20 protein-coding genes and 1 pseudogene are annotated in these 19,115 nt (G+C 63.2%); 8 read left to right on the top strand and 13 right to left on the bottom strand.

Going from position 1 to position 19,115, the window contains the following annotated elements:
- Positions 1 to 8: 8 nt before the first annotated feature.
- The 5 genes from ACF8Q6_RS03395 to ACF8Q6_RS03375 form a co-directional block, all read right to left on the bottom strand.
- A complete protein-coding gene (locus ACF8Q6_RS03395; RefSeq protein ID WP_392490161.1) occupies positions 9 to 1,379 on the bottom strand; it encodes a M16 family metallopeptidase in 1,371 nt (456 codons plus the stop codon).
- A complete protein-coding gene (locus ACF8Q6_RS03390) occupies positions 1,372 to 2,673 on the bottom strand; it encodes a M16 family metallopeptidase (RefSeq protein ID WP_392490162.1) in 1,302 nt (433 codons plus the stop codon). The genes ACF8Q6_RS03395 and ACF8Q6_RS03390 overlap by 8 nt, the downstream gene beginning before the upstream one ends.
- 90 nt (positions 2,674 to 2,763) lie before the next feature.
- Positions 2,764 to 3,366, bottom strand: coding sequence for a 16S rRNA (guanine(966)-N(2))-methyltransferase RsmD (rsmD, locus tag ACF8Q6_RS03385; RefSeq protein ID WP_392490163.1), 603 nt, complete (start codon positions 3,364 to 3,366; stop codon positions 2,764 to 2,766).
- On the bottom strand, positions 3,366 to 4,856 hold the full coding sequence (locus ACF8Q6_RS03380; protein WP_392490164.1) for a M16 family metallopeptidase: 1,491 nt from the start codon (positions 4,854 to 4,856) through the stop codon (positions 3,366 to 3,368). Before ACF8Q6_RS03380 ends, rsmD begins: the two co-directional genes overlap by 1 nt.
- Positions 4,849 to 6,204: a M16 family metallopeptidase gene (locus tag ACF8Q6_RS03375; protein WP_392490165.1), complete on the bottom strand. Its 1,356-nt coding sequence runs from the start codon at positions 6,202 to 6,204 to the stop codon at positions 4,849 to 4,851. Before ACF8Q6_RS03375 ends, ACF8Q6_RS03380 begins: the two co-directional genes overlap by 8 nt.
- A 231-nt stretch (positions 6,205 to 6,435) precedes the next feature.
- Here ACF8Q6_RS03375 and ftsY point away from each other — a divergent pair, with 231 nt between their 5' ends.
- The 4 genes from ftsY to rpoH all read left to right on the top strand — a co-directional run bounded on the left by ftsY (position 6,436) and on the right by rpoH (position 10,591).
- Positions 6,436 to 7,929 (top strand): signal recognition particle-docking protein FtsY, encoded by a 1,494-nt coding sequence (gene ftsY, locus ACF8Q6_RS03370; protein ID WP_392490166.1) that lies wholly within the window; start codon positions 6,436 to 6,438, stop codon positions 7,927 to 7,929.
- A gap of 2 nt (positions 7,930 to 7,931) precedes the next feature.
- A complete protein-coding gene (gene ftsE, locus ACF8Q6_RS03365) occupies positions 7,932 to 8,603 on the top strand; it encodes a cell division ATP-binding protein FtsE (RefSeq protein ID WP_003249079.1) in 672 nt (223 codons plus the stop codon).
- Positions 8,600 to 9,625 carry a permease-like cell division protein FtsX gene (gene ftsX, locus ACF8Q6_RS03360; protein ID WP_010955647.1) on the top strand — a complete coding sequence of 342 codons (1,026 nt, stop codon included), beginning with the start codon at positions 8,600 to 8,602 and terminating at the stop codon, positions 9,623 to 9,625. Before ftsE ends, ftsX begins: the two co-directional genes overlap by 4 nt.
- A gap of 111 nt (positions 9,626 to 9,736) precedes the next feature.
- The gene (rpoH, locus tag ACF8Q6_RS03355) at positions 9,737 to 10,591 is read left to right on the top strand and encodes an RNA polymerase sigma factor RpoH (RefSeq protein ID WP_003249083.1); all 855 of its coding nucleotides are present in this window, start codon (positions 9,737 to 9,739) and stop codon (positions 10,589 to 10,591) included.
- A 249-nt stretch (positions 10,592 to 10,840) separates the two neighbouring features.
- Here rpoH and mtgA read toward each other — a convergent pair.
- Positions 10,841 to 11,586: pseudogene (mtgA, locus tag ACF8Q6_RS03350) on the bottom strand (monofunctional biosynthetic peptidoglycan transglycosylase).
- A gap of 29 nt (positions 11,587 to 11,615) precedes the next feature.
- Here mtgA and ACF8Q6_RS03345 point away from each other — a divergent pair.
- The 4 genes from ACF8Q6_RS03345 to trmB all read left to right on the top strand — a co-directional run bounded on the left by ACF8Q6_RS03345 (position 11,616) and on the right by trmB (position 13,889).
- Positions 11,616 to 11,987 carry a DUF423 domain-containing protein gene (locus ACF8Q6_RS03345; protein ID WP_010955645.1) on the top strand — a complete coding sequence of 124 codons (372 nt, stop codon included), beginning with the start codon at positions 11,616 to 11,618 and terminating at the stop codon, positions 11,985 to 11,987.
- A 102-nt stretch (positions 11,988 to 12,089) separates the two neighbouring features.
- A complete protein-coding gene (thiS, locus tag ACF8Q6_RS03340) occupies positions 12,090 to 12,290 on the top strand; it encodes a sulfur carrier protein ThiS (RefSeq protein ID WP_003249090.1) in 201 nt (66 codons plus the stop codon).
- 54 nt (positions 12,291 to 12,344) lie between these two features.
- A complete protein-coding gene (locus tag ACF8Q6_RS03335) occupies positions 12,345 to 13,157 on the top strand; it encodes a thiazole synthase (protein WP_003249091.1) in 813 nt (270 codons plus the stop codon).
- A 9-nt stretch (positions 13,158 to 13,166) separates the two neighbouring features.
- Positions 13,167 to 13,889 carry a tRNA (guanosine(46)-N7)-methyltransferase TrmB gene (gene trmB, locus ACF8Q6_RS03330; RefSeq protein ID WP_012053963.1) on the top strand — a complete coding sequence of 241 codons (723 nt, stop codon included), beginning with the start codon at positions 13,167 to 13,169 and terminating at the stop codon, positions 13,887 to 13,889.
- Positions 13,890 to 14,098: 209 nt separating this feature from the next.
- On the opposite strand, the gene ACF8Q6_RS03325 is transcribed toward trmB, so the two are convergent.
- From ACF8Q6_RS03325 to ACF8Q6_RS03295, 7 genes are all read right to left on the bottom strand, one after another.
- Positions 14,099 to 14,425, bottom strand: a complete 327-nt coding sequence (locus tag ACF8Q6_RS03325) for a DUF3392 domain-containing protein (RefSeq protein WP_003249095.1) — start codon at positions 14,423 to 14,425, stop codon at positions 14,099 to 14,101.
- A gap of 9 nt (positions 14,426 to 14,434) precedes the next feature.
- Positions 14,435 to 15,610, bottom strand: a complete 1,176-nt coding sequence (hemW, locus tag ACF8Q6_RS03320) for a radical SAM family heme chaperone HemW (protein ID WP_003249098.1) — start codon at positions 15,608 to 15,610, stop codon at positions 14,435 to 14,437.
- Entirely contained in the window at positions 15,607 to 16,203 is a 597-nt protein-coding gene (rdgB, locus tag ACF8Q6_RS03315; RefSeq protein ID WP_003249101.1) for an RdgB/HAM1 family non-canonical purine NTP pyrophosphatase, read from the bottom strand. The genes hemW and rdgB overlap by 4 nt, the downstream gene beginning before the upstream one ends.
- Positions 16,200 to 16,634 (bottom strand): DUF4426 domain-containing protein, encoded by a 435-nt coding sequence (locus ACF8Q6_RS03310; protein ID WP_392489700.1) that lies wholly within the window; start codon positions 16,632 to 16,634, stop codon positions 16,200 to 16,202. The genes rdgB and ACF8Q6_RS03310 overlap by 4 nt, the downstream gene beginning before the upstream one ends.
- A gap of 22 nt (positions 16,635 to 16,656) precedes the next feature.
- The gene (gene metW, locus ACF8Q6_RS03305; protein WP_003249106.1) at positions 16,657 to 17,277 is read right to left on the bottom strand and encodes a methionine biosynthesis protein MetW; all 621 of its coding nucleotides are present in this window, start codon (positions 17,275 to 17,277) and stop codon (positions 16,657 to 16,659) included.
- A 7-nt stretch (positions 17,278 to 17,284) separates the two neighbouring features.
- Positions 17,285 to 18,424 (bottom strand): homoserine O-acetyltransferase, encoded by a 1,140-nt coding sequence (locus tag ACF8Q6_RS03300; RefSeq protein WP_192907629.1) that lies wholly within the window; start codon positions 18,422 to 18,424, stop codon positions 17,285 to 17,287.
- A gap of 99 nt (positions 18,425 to 18,523) precedes the next feature.
- Positions 18,524 to 19,114, bottom strand: a complete 591-nt coding sequence (locus tag ACF8Q6_RS03295) for a YggT family protein (protein WP_003249110.1) — start codon at positions 19,112 to 19,114, stop codon at positions 18,524 to 18,526.
- Between the last annotated feature and the right edge of the window lies 1 nt (position 19,115).

Genomic DNA, 19,115 nt, shown 5'->3' with positions numbered 1-19,115 from the left:
TACCTGCGCTATTGGTCGGGGGCTGGCAGCGGCTGTTGCTGAACGCCTGGTCCGACACTGACAAGTACCTTGCGGCTCAGGGCCAGCCGGCGCTGCATGACGGCTCGGACATCTGCCGGGGTAAGCTCGGCAATACGGGCGCTGTACGTGTCGAGATGATCGGCAGGTTGCCGCTGATGGGTTACTTCCGTCAGCAGTGTTGCCAGTTGCCTGTTCTGTGCGATCCCTCGCAGCAACTGCCCTTCCAGCTGTTTGCGTGCCAGTTGCAGCTCCAGCTGGGTGGGCCCTTGGTCGATGAACGCCTGCAGCAGGGTTTCTACCAGTGCCTGCGTGCCCTGCACATGCTGGGGCGCAACCTCCCATTCCACGGTGAACAGGCCGCCTGCACTCAATGGCAATACATGCGTGTGCACGCCGTAGGTCAGGCCGCGTCGTTGGCGCAACTCCACCATCAAGCGCGACTCGAGGCCCTCTCCCAGAACAGCACTTGCCAAGGTCAGGGCCAGAAACTCCGGATCGTTGGCGGGTACGTTCATGGGCAGTGCCAGCAGGACCGCACTGCTGGCACCGGCCTGTTCGACGGCTATCGTCGCGCTGGGGGCCGATGGGGCTGCCGGCAGTTCGGTGGCCGACCAGCCTTGCGGCAGGGCCTGGCTGATCTGCTGTGAGATGGCTTGGGCTTGTGCAAGGGAAAGGTCGCCTACCACGACCATCTCAAGGTTGCTGGCGCAGTAGGCGCGTTGGTGGAATGACCGCAAGCCCTCAGGGGTAATGGCCTCGATACCTTGAGCGGTGCTGCCCAGAGGGTTGCCGTAAGGATGCCCGTTGAACAGGTGGCGGAAGACTTCGCTACGTGCTCTGAAAATGGGTAGCCGCTCGCGCGATGCATGGTTTTGCAGCAACTGGCGCTTGATCTTGGTCAGGGCCATTGGGTGGAAGACAGGGTGGGCAACGAGGTCGGTAAGCAGCGCCAAGGCTGGGTCGAGCAAAGAAGGAGGGCTAAGGCTGCGCAGGCGCAGCGTCGCATGTTCCAGACGTACTTGTTTTTCCATGACCGCGCCCAGGCGCTCCAGGTGCTCAGCCTGCTGGGCAGCCGTGTAGGCCTGGCTACCCTCATCGAGCATGGAGAGCGTCAAGGCTGCCAGGCCAGGGTACAGAGTGTCCTGCGTAGTGCCGGCCTTGAACCGTAGTATCACGTCAACGATTGGCAGTTCCCGTGCTTCAACGAATTTGACGTCCGTGCCCGCAGTCGTCTTCCACGCTTGAACCGGTGTATGGATGGTTTCGAACTGGTCCAGGTCAAGCCCCTGGGCAGAGAGCAGCCCGCCGTAAAGGTTGTTGGCTCCGGCAGGCTGTTGCGGGGTCGTTGAGTCAGTCATGAGCGCTTTCCTTGTGGTGCGTGAACGTGAAGGCTGCACGGGAATCGGTGAGGAATTCATAGGCAGCCAGGCCTACCTGCTCGGCTGTCACGGTCTCGATGGCCTGTTGTTCTTCCTCGAGCGAAATGACCGGCAAGCCACAGGCGGCCTGTTTACCCATGGTTTGGGCCTGTTCGGCAATGTCGTCCCGTTCGAAAATCAGCCTGGCCAGCAGACGAGCCTTGGCACGTTGCAGGTGTTCCTTGGCTGGCGCTGACTGGCGAAACGCTTCGATCTCCTGCATCAGCCGCTCGGCCGCGGTCTCAGGGGTTACGTGTGGGCTGCAGAACGCGTAAAGGGTCAGCAGGCTGTCACCGCGCTGCCAGGGTTCATAGGTCGCTTTCATGTATTGCAGGATGGGTTCGTCCAGCAGCAGCCTGCGCTGGAGGATGCTGCTGTAGCCGTTGGCAAGCAGATCGGGAAGTAGACGCAGTGCGTAGGCCTGCCTGGCAGACTGCGCGGTACGCTGGCTGGGTAGTTTGAAGCTTATGATCGCGCCGTTGTGCAAGCCTGGCAGGCGCAGCGTCTGAAAACGCCGGCCCTGGGAGGAGGGCCCCGTGGGTAAGGGCTGTATCGGCAAGCGATGGGCGGGGATTGCCGCAAAGTGGCGCGTCACCAAGGTTTGCAGTTGTAGCAGGCTGATGTCGCCGGCCACGGCGAGGGTGGCATTGTTGGGGTGATACCAGGTCTGGTACCAGGTACGCGCTGCGGCTGGCGTGAGGCTCTCCAGATCTGACAGGTGGCCAATGACAGGCGTGCCATGGCCACTATTGCCGTAAGCCAGCAAGTCGTGATGCTCCAGTGCCAATGCCCAAGGATTGTTGTCCACTGCCTCGCGCCGCTCAGCCATGACCACTGCCAGTTCCCGAGCAAAGGGCGTATCGCCGAGGGTGGCACTGGCCATGACATCAGCCATGGCCTCCAGGGCAATTTCCAGGTGGCGGGTTGGCAAGGTGAGCGGAAATACCGTGGCATCCGCATAGGTGAATGCATTCGGGTCGCCGCCCAAGCGGGTCATGAGGGTTGAGTACTGGCCAGGCGCCAGCTTGCTGCTGCCCTCGAACAGTAGATGCTCCAAGGCATGGGACAGGCCGGTGTGGCCTTCAGGTTCGTAGCTGGAGCCTACGTGGTACCACAGCTGCACGCTGACCAGTGGCGCACGGTGGTCTTCACGCAGGCAGACGTGCAGGCCGTTGGCGAGGGTAAAAGAACCTTTCGAGCCTGCCATTAGCGGCGGGGAGGGGTGTTCGGCCATGGTTGAACTGCTCCTTCAGGAAATGAAGGAGCAGCTTCAACCATGGCGCAGATGGGGTGCGGTAACTAAGTACACGCAACCCGCGGGTAATCAGCCCCGCTGCCAGAGTGCGTAGTGCACCTGGCCGGTCTTCTTCTCGCGGTGCAGGCGCCAGTTGCCTGGCAGCTGCAAGGTCGAGGGTGCCGCTTCGCTTTCTGTGTAGACCCATGCCTGCTCGCTCAACCACTGATGCTGCTCCAGCATGTTGCAGGTGTTGGCCAGCAGGTCCTGGTGGAACGGCGGGTCGAGGAACACGACATCGAACTGCTGCTTGGCCGGGCCTTGCAGATAGCGCAGGGCGTCGGTTTGCAGAATTTGCCCGCGGGGACAGCGCAGGACTTCGAGGTTGTTCTTCAGGTTGGCGATGGCCGCAGGGTTGCTGTCCAGCGCCACGGCATCCTCGGCCCCACGGGACAGGGCTTCGAGCACCAAGGCACCGCTGCCGGTGAAGGCGTCCAGCACGCGGGCGCCCTCGATGTAGGGTGCCAGCCAGTTGAATACGGTTTCCCGTACGCGGTCAGGCGTTGGCCGCAGGCCTTCGCCTTCCGGCACCGCCAGGCGGCGGCTGCGCCACTCGCCGGCGATGATGCGCAGGTGGCCCTGGCCCTTGCTTTGGCCCGCTTGCGGGCGGGCGGGAGGGGTGGATCTTGGCATTAGTGCTCCGGTACCCCGAGCGGTTGCTCGGAGGGCTTGTCAGTGGGTGCTGGCAGCGGTTTTTGTGGCACTTTCGGGCCAACGGTGACGATCACCAGTTTATCGGCTGACAGGTGTTTGTTCATGGCTGCCTTGACCTGTTCGACGGTAAGGGCCTGGGACTGTTGCATGAAGTCCTCTAGCCAGGTCAGCGGCAAGTTGTAGAAGCCGATCGCGCCCAGTTGGCCGACGATGCTGGCATTACTGGCGTTGGACAGCGGGAAGCTGCCGGCCAGCTCGCGCTTGGCATCGTCCAGTTCCTGTTGGGTAGGGCCCGTCTTCAGGTAGTCGGCGAGAATGCCTTGCACCAGCTTGAGCGTACCTTCGCTGAGCTCGGCACGGGTTTGCAGGTTGATCATGAACGGGCCGCGTACCTGCATCGGGCTGAATACCGAGTAAACGCCGTAGGTCAGGCCGCGCTTCTCTCGCACCTCGCTCATCAGCCGGGTACCGAAGGCGCCACCGCCAAGGATCTGGTTGCCCAGCGACAGGGCTGGCCAATCCGGGTCCTGGCGGTCGATCCCCAGTTCGGCCAGCATCAGGTGGGTCTGCTTGGACGGGAAGTCGATGTGGGTCAGGCCGGCCTTGGCGTCTGTGGGTTGGGCCGGTGCGGCCAGCGCAGGGCCCTTGGGCAGGCCGGCAGACACCTGTGCGGCGATGGCTTCGGCCTCTGCACGGCTGAGGTCGCCGACCAGGGCGATTACCGCATTGCCGCCGGTATAGGCCTTGGCGTGGAACGCGCGCAGCTGGGCAAGGCTTATGCCCGTGATGCTCTCTGCGGTGCCGTCGCTTGGGTGGGCGTAGGGGTGGTCGCCATAGAGCTTGCCGAAAAGGGCCTTGCCGGCGATCTTGCCGGGGTTTTGTTTCTCATATTCGAAGCCAGCCAGCATCTGGTTCTTGATGCGCTTGAGGGCATCCTCGGGGAATGTTGGCTTGCCCGCCACCTCTGTAAACAGTTTGAGGGCCGGTTCGCGCTTGTCCTTGGCACTGAGACTGCGCAGCGATGCGACGGCCATGTCGCGGTAGGAACCGTTGCCAAAGTCTGCGCCCAGGCCTTCGAAGCCCTCGGCGATGGCGGTGACGTCCTTGCCGGCCACGCCCTCGTTGAGCATGGCGTTGGTCAGAGCGGCCAGGCCTGGCGTGCCGCCGTCCTGGCTGCTGCCGGCAGCGAAGGTGACGCGCAGGTCGAACATGGGCAGTTCGCGGGCCTCGACGAACAGCACCCGGGCACCTTCGGCGGTGTTCCAGTGCTGGATGTTCAGCTGACGCCGGCTGGGTGCCTTGCCATTCAGTTCGGCCAGCGACTGCAAGGTGTTGGCCGGGCGGGCTGCGCTGCTGTCGGCCTTGGCAGCGTTATCGGCCATGGCCGGAGCGGCCAGCACTGCCGCCAGCGCCAGGGCGCGAATGCCCGTGGCCAGCAGGGTTGGGCGTGGTGCGCGGCGATCACTCATGGGCGGACTCCTCGGGCAGTACATGGGCAACGCTCAGGCGTTCGCGGGTGAAGTAGGTGCGCGCGGCGTTCTGGATGTCCTGCGGGGTGACGCGCTTGAGCTCGTCCAGTTCGCTGTCGATCAGCTTCCAGGACAGACCGACGGTTTCCAGCTGGCCGATGGTGGTGGCCTGGCTGCTGATGGAGTCGCGGTCGTAGACCAGGCCGGCGATGACCTGGGCGCGTACGCGTTCCAGCTCTTCGGCGCTGGGCGGCGTGCTCTTGAGTTCTTCAAGCAGCTGCCAGATGCCTTTCTCGACGTCGGCGAGGGTTTTCTGCTTCTGCACATTCGGCGTCGCCGAGATCAGGAACAGGCTGTCGCCGCGGGTGAAGGCGTTGTAGCTGGACGACGCACCGGCCACCAGTTCCTGGCCACGCTCCAGGCGGGCTGGCATGCGGGCGCTGTAGCCGCCGTCGAGCAGTGCCGAGATCAGGCGCAGGGCGTGCACCGTCCGAGGGTCCTTGGCGGTGGGCAGGCCGGGCACGTTGAAGCCGTAGATCAGGCTTGGCAGCTGGGTTCGTACGTGCAGGGTCAACTGGCGCCAACCAGGTTCGGCCAGCTCCAGAGGCAGCTTGGCTGGCGGTACGGCGCGCTTGGGAATATTGCCGAAATACTTCTGCGCCAGGCCCTTGACCTCGTCGGCGGTGACATCACCGACCACCACCAGGGTGGCGTTGTTGGGGGCGTACCAGGACTCGTACCAGTGGCGCAGTTCCTCGACCTTCATGCGCTCCAGGTCGGCCATCCAGCCAATGGTCGGCGTGTGGTAGCCGCTGGCCGGGTAGGCCATGGCGCGGAACAGCTCGAATGCCTTGGCATTGGGCTGGTCGTCGGTGCGCAGGCGGCGTTCTTCCTTGATGACCTCGATTTCGCGGCTGAACTCGTCGGCAGGCAGGCGCAGGCTGGCCAGGCGGTCCGCCTCCAGTTCCAGGGCTACCGGCAGGCGGTCGCGGGCCAGCACTTGGTAATAGGCGGTGTAGTCGTCGCTGGTGAAGGCGTTTTCATCGGCGCCGAGGTCACGCAGAATGCGCGAGGCCTCGCCGGGGCCGACCTTGGCGCTGCCCTTGAACATCATGTGTTCCAACGCATGGGACAAGCCGGTCTGGCCCGGGGTCTCGTAGCTGGAGCCGACCTTGTACCAGATCTGCGAGACCACCACCGGGGCGCGATGGTCTTCGCGGACCACGACCTTCAGGCCATTGTCGAGGATGAATTCGTGGGTGGGTTGCACATCGGCGGCCAAGGCCGCGAGCGGCAGGCACAGCGTGCCGAGCAACAGGCCAGCGGCGCGGCGGGCTAGAGCGTTCATACGGTGTTTAACCTGTTCGGCGGCCCGCTGGGTTTAGCGTCGGCGGGCCAGGAGGTGCTAGGATACTGATCCGGTTGCCTGGCGACCATGCCTGTCGCCGTTCTGGCCCACAGGACACTAAGTCAAAACGTTGCGCATGAACCAGCCGGCTTCAAGATAGTCTGTTCTGCGTAGAGAGAATTCCCGATTGGCCATAGCTGGCCTATCGCTACCCTGAGATAGCCGTCTTCCATGTTTGGTTCCAACGACGACAAAAAAGCGCCGGCCGAGGCTGGTGAGAAGAAAGGCCTGTTCAGCTGGTTTCGCAAGAAGCCGCAGCCACCTGCGGGAGCGGGCGTGCCCGCGCATGAACCCCCCGCTGTCGAGCAGTCTGCAGCCGCTCCGGTCGAGGGATCTGCCGCCGAAGCGCCACAGGCCCCCGAACCCGTTCAGGCCCCTGCTGCCCCACAGCTGGCTGAGCCGCAGCCGGTCGCCGCACCGGCCCGGCCCCCGGTAGTCGAGGCCCCCGTCCCTGAACCGGTGGCGTCGCAGCCGTTGCAGGCGCCTGAGCCAGAGCCGGTCGCATCCCAGCCGCTTGTGGCGCCTGCACCGCAGCCGGTTGCGTCCATGCCCTTGCAGGCGGCCCCTGTCGAGTCTGCCCCTGTCGAGGCCGCAGCGCCGGTCAGCAACCTGGTGCTGCCGGTTGCCGAAGAGCCCGTGGCCCTGGTGCCGGACCTGGAGCCGAAGGCACCGCCCGCAATCCCGGAACGCGCGGTACCCGCCCCGGCGGCGCCTGTTGCTGCACCCGTCGAACAGGCCAAGCCCGGCTTCTTCGCGCGCCTCAAGCAAGGCCTGTCCAAGACCAGTGCCAGCATCGGCGAGGGCATGGCCAGCCTGTTCCTCGGCAAGAAGGTCATCGACGACGACCTGCTCGACGAAATCGAGACGCGCCTGCTGACTGCCGACGTGGGTGTGGAGGCTACCTCGGCCATTGTCCAGAACCTGACCCAGAAGGTCGCGCGCAAGCAGTTGGCCGATGCCGATGCCCTGTACAAATCGTTGCAGGAAGAACTGGCAGCGCTGCTGCGCCCGGTCGAGCAGCCGCTGAACGTACAGGCCCAGAACAAACCCTATGTGATCCTTGTGGTTGGCGTGAACGGCGCCGGCAAGACCACCACCATTGGCAAGCTGGCGAAAAAGCTGCAACTGGAAGGCAAGAAGGTCATGCTGGCTGCCGGTGATACCTTCCGCGCCGCCGCGGTCGAGCAGTTGCAGGTGTGGGGCGAGCGTAACCAGATTCCGGTGATCGCCCAGCACACGGGTGCCGACTCTGCTTCGGTCATCTTCGATGCCGTGCAGGCCGCCAAGGCCCGTGGCGTCGACGTGCTGATCGCCGACACTGCCGGCCGCCTGCACACCAAAGACAACCTGATGGAAGAGCTGAAGAAGGTCCGCCGTGTCATCGGCAAGCTCGACGTTGAGGCGCCGCACGAGGTGCTGCTGGTGCTTGACGCCGGCACCGGCCAGAACGCCATCAGTCAGGCCAAGTACTTCAACCAGAGCGTCGAGCTGACCGGCCTGGCCCTGACCAAGCTGGACGGCACTGCCAAGGGCGGGGTGATCTTCGCCCTGGCCAAGCAGTTCAACATCCCGATCCGTTTCATCGGCGTCGGTGAAGGCATCGACGACCTGCGTACCTTCGAAGCCGAGCCGTTCGTCAAGGCTCTGTTCGCCGAGCGAGATTGACCATGATCCGATTCGAGCAGGTTGCCAAGCGCTATCCCAACGGTCATGTGGGGTTGCATGAGCTGAGTTTCCGGGCGCGCCGGGGCGAATTCCTGTTCGTCACCGGCCACTCGGGCGCAGGCAAGAGCACCCTGCTGCGCCTGTTGCTGGCCATGGAGCGCCCGACCAGCGGCAAGCTGATGCTGGCAGGGCAGGACCTGGGCCAGATCAGCAATGCGCAAATCCCGTTCCTGCGCCGGCAAATCGGCGTGGTGTTCCAGAACCACCAGTTGTTGTTCGACCGCACCGTGTTCAACAACATTGCCTTGCCGCTGCAGATTCTCGGCCTGTCCAAGGTCGAGATCGCCAAGCGCGTGGACTCGGCCCTGGAGCGTGTATCGCTGTCCGACAAGGGCGAGCTGTTCCCGGCCGACCTGTCCACCGGGCAGCAGCAACGGGTGGGTATCGCCCGCGCCATCGTTCACCAGCCGGCTCTGCTGCTGGCCGACGAACCCACCGGTAACCTCGACCCGCGCCTGGCTGCAGAGATCATGGGCGTGTTCGAGGACATCAACCGCCTGGGCACGACGGTATTGATCGCCAGCCACGACCTGGCACTGATCGCGCGCATGCGCCACCGCATGCTGACCTTGCAACGCGGCCGCTTGATCGGCGATGGGGAGGCCGGGCAATGAACACTACACGCACGCCGAAGGTTTCCGAGCGGGTCGCACCGAAACCGGCCGATCCGCAACCTGCGAAGAAAAAGCGCGGTGAAGACGATGATGGCCCGGACTTCCGCACCCTGCTGCATGCCTGGCTGGAAAGCCACCGTGCCAGCTTGGCCGACAGCCTGCGCCGCCTGGGCAAGCAGCCGATCGGCAGCTTCTTCACTTGCCTGGTCATGGCCGTGGCGCTGAGCATGCCGATGGGCCTGTCCTTGTTGCTGAAGAACGTCGAACAGCTTGGCGGTTCGTGGCAGCGCGCTGCGCAGATTTCGCTGTACCTCAAGCTTGATGCCGGCAGCCGCGATGGCGAAGCGCTGCGCGACGAGATCAAGGGCATGCCTGGCGTGGCGGACGCTCAGTATGTCAGCCGCGAGCAGGCCCTGGAGGAGTTCCAGCAGCAATCCGGCCTGGGCGAGGCCTTGCGCGAACTGCCAGACAACCCACTGCCGGGTGTGGTGGTGGTAACCCCGACCGAGGTCGACAAGCCGGCCCTGGACGCCTTGCGTCAGCGCCTGTCGGAGCTGCCGCGGGTGGACGTGGCGCAACTGGACCTGGTCTGGGTCGAGCGCCTGGCAGCTATCCTCAAGCTGGGTGACCGCTTCGTCTTCGGCCTGGCCGTGATGCTGATTTCTGCCCTGCTGTTAGTAATCGGTAACACAATTCGTCTACACATTGAAAACCGTCGTATCGAGATCGAAGTGATCAAGCTGGTCGGCGGCACCGACGCCTACGTGCGCCGGCCGTTCCTGTACATGGGCGCCCTGTATGGCCTGGGCGCAGGCCTGCTGGCGTGGGGCATCCTGGCGTTTGGCCTGAACTGGCTGAACGAGGCGGTGGTAGGGCTTTCCGGGCTGTATGGCAGTGACTTCGCCCTGGGCGGCGTTCCGGCTTCCGATGGTCTGTCGCTCTTGATCGGAGCAGTGTTGTTGGGGTATATCGGTGCATGGATTGCAGTCGCCCGCCACTTGAACGAGCTGGCGCCGCGATAGTTTTTACGTGCCAGCATTGACATTTTCTTCACTGCGGAACTTGTACCGTCGTTCCAGGTCAATGTTGGCAGCGCCCACAAGGTGCGAGTTTTGTAAGTCGGAGGTTCTTGAATGACCACATCGTTGCAACCTGCCTATGCCCTGGTACCCGGTGCAAACCTGGAAGCCTATGTGCACACGGTCAACAGCATCCCGCTGCTGACGGTCGAGCAGGAGCGTGATCTGGGCGAGCGTCTCTATTATGAGCAGGATGTCGAGGCCGCTCGTCAGATGGTGATGGCCCACCTGCGTTTCGTCGTACATATCGCCCGTAGTTACGCCGGCTACGGGTTGGCCCAGGCTGACCTGATCCAGGAAGGCAATGTCGGCCTGATGAAAGCCGTCAAGCGCTTCAACCCTGAAATGGGTGTGCGCCTGGTGTCGTTCGCTGTGCACTGGATCAAGGCAGAGATCCACGAGTTCATTCTGCGCAACTGGCGCATCGTCAAAGTGGCTACCACCAAGGCTCAGCGCAAGCTGTTCTTCAACCTGCGTAGCCAGAAGAAGCGCCTGGCGTGGCTGAACAACGACGAAGTGCATCGCGTGGCGGAAAGCCTTGGCGTCGAGCCGCGCGAAGTGCGCGAGATGGAAAGCCGCCTTAGCGGCCAGGACATGGCCTTCGATCCGGCAGCGGAAGCTGACGACGACAGCGCCTTCCAGTCGCCTGCGCATTACCTGGAAGACCACCGTTACGATCCAGCGGTGCAGTTGGAGGATGCCGACTGGAGTGACAACTCCACCAGCAACCTGCACGAAGCGCTGCAAGGTCTGGACGAGCGTAGCCGCGACATTCTCTATCAGCGTTGGCTGGCGGAAGAGAAGGCCACGCTGCATGAACTGGCAGACAAGTACAGCGTATCGGCTGAGCGTATTCGCCAGCTGGAAAAGAATGCGATGAACAAGGTCAAGGCACTGATCGCTGCCTGATCGAGTCTGGGTTGTAAAGAAAAGCCGCTGGCCCTATGGGGTGAGCGGCTTTTTTGTTTGTGCTGGCTTTGCCGGCCTCTTCGCGGGTAAACCCGCTCCTACAGGGGATGCGGTTGCCTGTAGGCGCGGGTTTGCCCGCGAGGAGGCTGGGGGATGCGGTTGCCCGTAGGCGCGGGTTTGCCCGCGAGGAGGCCGGGCACGCGGTTGCCCGTAGGAGCGGGTTTACCCGCGAAAGGGCCGGGCCTGCATTCAAAGCTTTCTGGAGGAGTCCAGCTGCATCAGGTAGCTGGGCCCACCCAACTGGCTCATCTGCCGGCGAATCCAGCCGGCCCGGCTGGCCACGTAGGCACTCGGCCGGCTGGCACTCCATTTGATTGGGCTAGGCAGCACCGCAGCCAGCTGCGCCGCCTGCTGGCGGCTGAGCCGGCTGGCGTCGACACCAAAGTGATAACGCGCCGCCGCCTGGGCACCAAACACGCCCTTGCCCCACTCGGCGCTGTTCAAATAGACCTCGAGAATCCGCTCCTTCGACCAGAACAGCTCAATCAGTGCGGTGAACCAGGCCTCCAGCCCCTTGCGAAACCAGCTGCGGCCTGACCACAGAAACAGGTTCTTGGCCACTTGTTGGGTCAGGGTGCTGGCGCCGCGAATGTTGCCACCGCGCTCGTTGTGGGCCAGCGCCGCCTGAATGGCCGGGAGGTCGAAGCCCCAGTGGTTGGCGAACTTCTGGTCCTCGCCAGCAATGACTGCAACCTTGAGCTCATCAGAGATGTTCTCCCAAGGCTCCCAGTCGCGCTGCAGGTCGATCGGTTCACCATTCACCCAAGACTGTACCTTGCGCTCGACCATCAGCGCCGTGCCGGGCGGTGGTACCCAGCGGAACACCAGCACCAGCACGATGCTGCCGGCAACGAACCAGAGCAGGGCGCGGGAGAGGCGACGGATAAGCGTTGACAGCATGTCGATGGCTTGGCCCTAAGGGTGGAAGGGGCCATTATACAGACCCGATACAAGGAGTCGTCCCATGCTTCGCAGCTTCCTGATGCTTGCCGCCTTTTTTGGCTTTACCGGTGTCGCCCTGGGCGCCTTCGCCGCTCATGGCCTGAAAAACCGGCTGACGGCTGACTACCTGGCAATCTTCCATACCGGCGTGACTTACCAACTGGTCCATGCCTTGGCGATCTTCGGCGTTGCGGTGCTCTCGGCGCACCTACCCGGGCGCCTGGTCGGGTGGGCTGGCGGCCTGTTTGCGTTGGGCATCGTGCTGTTCTCTGGCAGCCTGTACCTGCTGACCCTCAGTGGCCTTGGCAAGCTTGGCATCATCACCCCGATTGGTGGCTTGTGCTTCCTTGTCGGCTGGCTGTGCCTGGGCCTGGCAGCCTGGCGGCTGGGCTGACCGAGTGGTCCACAATCACGACTAATGGCGCGCACCGCCCTTGGGTTGCAGGGCGGTTCGGCGCTAGAATGCTGGCCCCAAAGAACAATGGTGGCCGTGCGCATGCGCATTAAATTGAACGGTGAACCTTACGAACTGCCTGCCGGCGAAAGCGTTGCAGCCCTGCTGGCGCGCCTGGAACTGACCGGGCGCCGTGTTGCAGTGGAACTGAACCTGGATATCGTGCCGCGTAGCCAGCACGACAGCACGCTGCTGAATGACGGCGACCAGGTCGAAGTGGTCCACGCCATCGGTGGCGGCTGACAGCAGCCCGGCGGTTCACAAGCAAGCCCTGCAACCTTTTCCCGAGGAACAACGATGAGCAACGTTCGTAGCGACAAGCCCTTCACCCTGGCCGGGCGTACTTTCCAGTCGCGCCTGCTGGTCGGTACCGGCAAGTACCGTGACATGGAAGAAACCCGCCTGGCCACCGAGGCCTCGGGTGCCGAAATCGTCACCGTCGCTGTGCGCCGCACCAACCTTGGCCAGAACGCGGGCGAGCCGAACCTGCTCGATGTACTGTCGCCCGACAAGTACACCATCCTGCCGAACACTGCAGGCTGCTTTGACGCGGTGGAAGCGGTACGCACTTGCCGTCTGGCCCGCGAACTGCTCGATGGGCGCAAATCGCACGAGTCCCGGACGTTGGTGAAGCTGGAAGTGCTGGCCGACCAGAAAACCCTGTTCCCCAACGTGATCGAAACCCTCAAGGCCGCCGAAGTGCTGGTCAAGGAAGGTTTCGACGTCATGGTCTACACCAGCGACGACCCGATCATCGCCCGTCAGCTGGCCGAAGTCGGCTGCATCGCGGTCATGCCGTTGGCTGGCCTGATTGGCACCGGCCTGGGTATCTGCAACCCCTACAACCTGCAGATCATCCTGGAAGAATCCAAGGTGCCGGTGCTGGTCGATGCTGGTGTGGGTACCGCATCCGACGCCACCATCGCCATGGAAATGGGCTGTGAGGCAGTGCTGATGAACTCGGCCATCGCCCACGCCCAGCAGCCGGTGCTGATGGCTGAGGCCATGAAACACGCCATTGTCGCGGGTCGCATGGCCTACCTGGCCGGCCGCATGCCGAAGAAACTCTATGCCAGCGCCTCTTCGCCGCTGGATGGTCTGATCAAGTAAGAGCAACTGATGACTGAATCGCACGATACGCCGATCACCTCCGACGGCGAAGCCCGCCCACACCGCCGCATCAAGAGCTTCGTGATGCGTGCCGGGCGCATGACCGAAGGCCAGCAACGCGGCCTGGACCAAGGCGGCCCGCTGTACATCCTGCCACTGGCTGACAGCCCGGTGGACTACGACCAGGTGTTCGGCCGTTCGGCCCCGCGCACCTTGGAGATCGGCTTCGGTATGGGCCATTCCCTGCTGGAAATGGCCGCTGCCGCACCTGAGCAGGACTTCATCGGTGTGGAAGTGCACCGCCCGGGTGTTGGCGCGCTGCTCAATGGCGTGCTGACCCAGGGGCTGAAAAACCTGCGGGTGTATGACTGCGATGCTATCGAAGTGCTGAACCGCTGCGTGGCGGATAACAGCCTTGATCGGCTGATGCTGTTCTTCCCAGACCCATGGCACAAGGCGCGTCACCACAAGCGCCGCATCGTCCAGCTGGAGTTCGCCGAGCTGGTACGTCGCAAGCTCAAGCCTGGTGGTGTGTTCCACATGGCCACCGATTGGGAGCCGTATGCCGAGTACATGCTGGAGGTGATGAGCGCAGCTCCTGGCTATCGCAACCGTGCGGCAGACGGCACCTATGTGCCGCGCCCCGAAGAGCGCCCGATCACCAAGTTCGAACGCCGCGGTGAGCGGCTGGGGCACGGGGTGTGGGACTTGAAGTTCGAGAAGGTCGATTGAGCGGCTGATACGGCTTCTCGATGTGCCGATGCTTGCAGGAATGCAGGCGAAAAAAAACCGCCTTGAGAAGGGCGGTTTTTTCTTTGTAGGAGCGGGTTCACCCGCGAATACGGTAGTGGCGGCAACGGTGAACGGCGGGTGGAGATTGGCCAGCACGGCCGGCCCTTTCGCGGGTGAACCCGCTCCTACAAGGGCCCGGGGCCATTGGCTCAGCCTCGGCGATCCGCCACCACGCCAATCAATACCAGCACCACCAGCAACACAGGCGCCAACGCATAGTTGTTGAACTGGCTGAGCCCCTTCACCACCCACGGTGTGGCATAGATCAGCGCAGCACCGCTACCGATCATGACCATCAGCGCCATGAACGGCACGCGCAGGGCGCCCGCGAGGCCGCCCAGGCGCTGCTCGGCCCAGGCTTTGACATCGGTGCCGAACAGCACCAGCAGGCAGCCTACCAAGGCCAGTGAAATCTCCGACAGGTTGCTGCGGCTCCAGCGGGAAACCGTCGCGAGCAGATCAAGTACCAGATCCATGGGTCATCCTTAGGTCAAGAAATACTGCAGCAGGTCATTGAGGAACAACTGGCCCCTCGGCGTGGCTACCAGTCGATCCGGTTCGACCTGCAAAAGGCCCTTTTGTTCGGCGGCACGGCGTGCTTCCTGCAGCTGTGACAGTGGCAAGCCGGTGCGTTGGGTGAACAGTTCGGCTTCCACGCCATCGGTCAGGCGCAGGGCGTTCATCAGGAACTCGAACGGCAGTTCATCGACTGGCAGCAGCTTCTCGCCGGCCTTGAACGGCTTGGCCAGGTTCAGGTAATCCTTGGGCAGGCGGGTCTTCCAGGTACGCAGGATGCGCCCGTCGGCAAAGGTGAGCTTGCCGTGAGCGCCAGCGCCAATGCCGATGAAGTCACCGAAGCGCCAGTAGTTGAGGTTGTGCCGGGCGGCGCGGCCTGCCTGGGCGTAGGCCGATACCTCGTACTGGCGGTAGCCGTGCTCGGCCATCAGCGCTTGGCCGGCTTCCTGAATATCCCAGAGGATGTCGTCTTCGGGCAGCTCTGGCGGCTGGTTCCAGAACACCGTGTTCGGCTCCACGGTCAGCTGATACCACGACAGGTGGGTCGGCCCCAGATCGATGGCCTGGCGCAGGTCACCCAGCGCATCGTCCAGCGACTGGTCGGGCAGGCCGTGCATCAGGTCCATGTTGAAATTGTCGAAACCGGCCGCGCGCGCCATGTCGGCGGCCCGAACCGCTTCGTCGCCATTGTGGATGCGCCCCAGTGCCTCCAGCTTGGCAGGCTGGAAGCTCTGCACACCGATCGAAAGACGGTTGATGCCGGTCTGCCGGTAGGCCTTGAACTTGTCCTGCTCGAAGGTGCCCGGGTTGGCTTCGAGGGTGATCTCGATGTCTGGCGCGAACGGAATACGTTGCTCTATGCCACGCAGTAGCCGGCCAAGGGCGTTGGCACTGAACAGGCTTGGCGTACCGCCACCGAAGAAGATCGAGCTGATCGGGCGACCTTGTACGGCAGCCAGTTCCTGGTCGAGGTCGTCGAGCAGGGCTGTGACGTAGGCATCTTCCGGTAGTTCAGGCCCGGCTGCGTGGGAGTTGAAGTCGCAATAAGGGCATTTGCGTACGCACCACGGAATGTGGATGTACAGCGCCAGCGGCGGCAGGCTGCTAAAGCCTGCCGCGCCGGGGGGCGACAGCATTTCGATCATGCCAGGCCCAGACGTTTGCGCAGCAGGGCCATGGCACGGGCGCGGTGGCTGAGCTGGTTCTTGTCTGCTGGGGCTAGATCGGCGCTGGAGCAGTTGCGCTCCGGTACCCAGAACAGCGGGTCGTAGCCAAAGCCCTGCTCGCCGCTGGCCTCGAACAGGATGCGCCCGTGCCACAGGCCTTCGCACAGGATCGGCAATGGGTCGTCGGCGTGGCGCACCAGCGCCAGAACGCAGACGAACTGTGCACTGCGCTCAGCTTCAGGCACGTCTTTCAAGGCTTCGAGCAGCTTGGCATTGTTTGCCGCGTCACCTTTGCCATCGGCATAGCGCGCCGAGTAGATGCCCGGCGCGCCGCCGAGGAAGTCCACCGCCAGGCCAGAGTCATCGGCCAAGGCCGGCAGGCCGGAAATGCGGGCGGCGTTGCGCGCTTTGAGGATGGCGTTCTCGACGAACGACAGGCCGGTTTCTTCCGGCTCCACCTGGCTGAACTCACCAATCGAGTGCAGCTGCACGGAATGGCCGAGCATGGCCTGGAGTTCCTTCAGTTTGCCGGCATTGTGGCTGGCCAATACGAGTTGCTGGAAATTCATCATTCGCCTGGGAACACTTCCTGGTTGAAGCTGAGAGAGTTGCTGATACCGCCGGTTTCGATGGTCAGGTCGAAGGTGACGGTTTCTGGTTGTTCGATCTTGAACTGGGCGATGTAGTACACCGCGCCCGGTTCGGTAATCTGCTTGAACGACAGCGGGCTGCTGCGCCCGGTCAGGTCCTTGACCGTGCCGCTGATCACCGCTGTTGCAGGTTTGCTGGCCTTGAGGACGGTAATGTTGAGCACGCCCTGGTTCTTGCTGCGCACCAGGCCGGTGGCCGCGGCCACCTCGGGTGTGAGCATGCTCGAGGTGAATGCGCTGTAGTGCACCGTCACGTCGCCAAATACCTCCTTGCGCTCGGGGCGTGCGGCATCGGCAGCCAATACTGGCAGGGCCAGGCACAGGCTGATCAGGAACAGGGCTAGGCGACGCATGGTGCGATTCCTCCGGTGTGCGTCAGACCGCGAGCTGATGCTCTTGCAGGCCCGGACTGCTGACGCGGTAGATGCCGATCTCACCTAGAAGATTAGGCCATAGCCGGCCACCCCACCCGTTGCGGTGCAAGTGGTCGACCGCCAGGCGGTCGAGTACCTTGGCTCGGCGTTCGTGCACAAGTTCTTCGAAGTCGGCGAAGGTGCAGAAGTGGATGTTCGGCGTGTTGTACCAGGTATACGGCATGAAGTCCGATACCGGCATGCGGCCTTTGGTCGCCAGGTACCAGCGGCAGCGCCAGTGGCCGAAGTTTGGGAAGGTGATGATGCACTGACGGCCCACTCGCAGCATTTCGTCGAGGATGCGGTCGGGGTATTCCACGGCCTGCAGGGCTTGGGTCATGATCACCACGTCGAAGCTGTTGCTGGCGAAGTTGCCCAGGCCTTTGTCCAGGTCTTGTTCGATGACGTTGACGCCCTTGGCCACGCAGGCGGCGATATTGTCGGCGTCGATTTCCAGGCCGTAGCCGGTGACCTGTTTGCGGTCACGCAGCGAGGCCAGCAGTTCGCCGCTACCGCAGCCCAGGTCGAGTACCCGGCTGCCGGCGGGGATCCAGTCGTGGATGATTTCCAGATCGGCTCTCATGCTGTCCTCAGATGGCAATGCGGTTCATGTAGTTCGAGAAACCCTGCATGTAGCGAGGTGTGGGGATCAGGAAGGCATCGTGCCCGTAGGGCGAATCGATCTCCAGGTAGCAGACGTTCTTGCGCGCCGCCATCAGCGCGTCGACGATCTCGCGCGAACGGGCCGGAGAGAAGCGCCAGTCGGTGGTGAACGACATGATGCAGTAGTCTGCCTTGACGTGGGCCAGGGTGGCGGCCAGATCACCACCGTGCGAGGCGGCCGGGTCGAAATAGTCCAGTGCCTTGGTCATCAGCAGGTAGGTGTTGGCGTCGAAACGGCCGGAAAACTCCTCGCCCTGATAGCGCAGATAGCTTTCGACCTGGAACTCGACGCTGTGGAAGTCGTAGTTGAGCTTGTCGCTTTTCAGCTCTCGGCCGAATTTTTCACCCATCGAATCATCGGACAGATAGGTAATGTGGCCGACCATGCGTGCCAGCATCAGGCCGCGCTTGGGGATCACGCCCTGGTCCTGGAACGAGCCTCCATGGAACTCGGGGTCGGTAAGAATGGCCTGACGCGCCACCTCGTTGAAGGCGATGTTCTGCGCCGACAGCTTGGGTGCCGAGGCAATGTCGACGCAGTGGCGTACGCGCTCGGGGTAGGTCATCGTCCATTGCAGCGCCTGCATGCCACCCAGGCTACCGCCGACGATAGCTGCCCACTGCTGGATGCCCAAGCGGTCGGCCAGCCGTGCCTGGCTGTGCACCCAGTCTTCCACGGTCAATACCGGGAACTCGGCGCCATAGGGTTTACCGGTGGCTGGGTTGACACTGCTGGGGCCGGTGCTGCCGTTGCAGCCGCCGAGGTTGTTCAGGCTGACCACGAAGAAGCGGTTGGTATCGATCGGTTTTCCGGGGCCGATGCAGCTGTCCCACCAGCCCGGCTTGCGGTCGGTGGCGGCATGGTAGCCAGCGGCATGGTGGTGGCCGGACAGGGCATGGCAGATCAGCACGGCGTTGCTCGCGCTGGCGTTCAGGGTGCCATAGGTCTCGTAGACCAGTTCGTAACTGGCCAGTGAACGGCCACAGGCCAGTGCCAGCGGTTCATCGAACCGGGCGGTTTGCGGTACTACCAGACCGACGGAATCTTCGGGAAAGACAGTTGACATCGACCCTGCTCACGCTTGACGGAGGCGTAAGTCTAAAGAGCGCTACCCCCAGCGGCAAGCAAAGGCTTGCGACTGGGGGCACGCTGGCTCTGGCGAGCCTCAGATCATTCGCCACAGCTCTTGAGGCATGCCCGCGTAGGCGGCCAGCGGAGGCATGACAAACGACTGGACCACCTGGATCGCCAGGAAGGCGAAGATCGGCGAGATGTCCATGCCGCCCAGGTTTGGCACCAGGCGGCGGAACGGCGCCAGCACGGGCTCGCTGATCTGGTAGGCCAGTTCGGCCGCCGGGTTGTGGCTGTTGGGGGCAACCCAGGAAACGATCACCATGACGATCATCGCCACCCAGAAAATCTTCAGGAACAGCGAGGTGATGCCGATGATCGCCCACATCAGCAGGTGCAGGACGTCGCCGAAGGTACCGTAGGTGACCATCAGCACAAAGCCCATCAGCAAGGCCTGGATGACCACCGCCAGCAGTAGCGACGAGGTATCCAGCCCGCCAACGCTAGGGATGATCCGGCGGATCGGCTTGAGCAGCGGTTGGGTGGCACGAACGGCGAACTGGCACAGCGGGTTGTAGAAGTTGGCCTTGACCAGTTGCAGCACGAAGCGCAGCAGGACGATGACCAGGTAAAGGCTGACCAGGGTTTGCACCACGAAAATCGCGGCGCCTGACAGTGCATTCATC

The sequence above is a fragment of the Pseudomonas sp. GLN_2 genome, assembly GCF_043106005.1.
Classification (GTDB): Bacteria; Pseudomonadota; Gammaproteobacteria; order Pseudomonadales; family Pseudomonadaceae; genus Aquipseudomonas; species Aquipseudomonas alloputida.
Note: the sequence above shows the minus strand (reverse complement) of the source record. Positions and strands in the feature narration are given on the sequence as shown.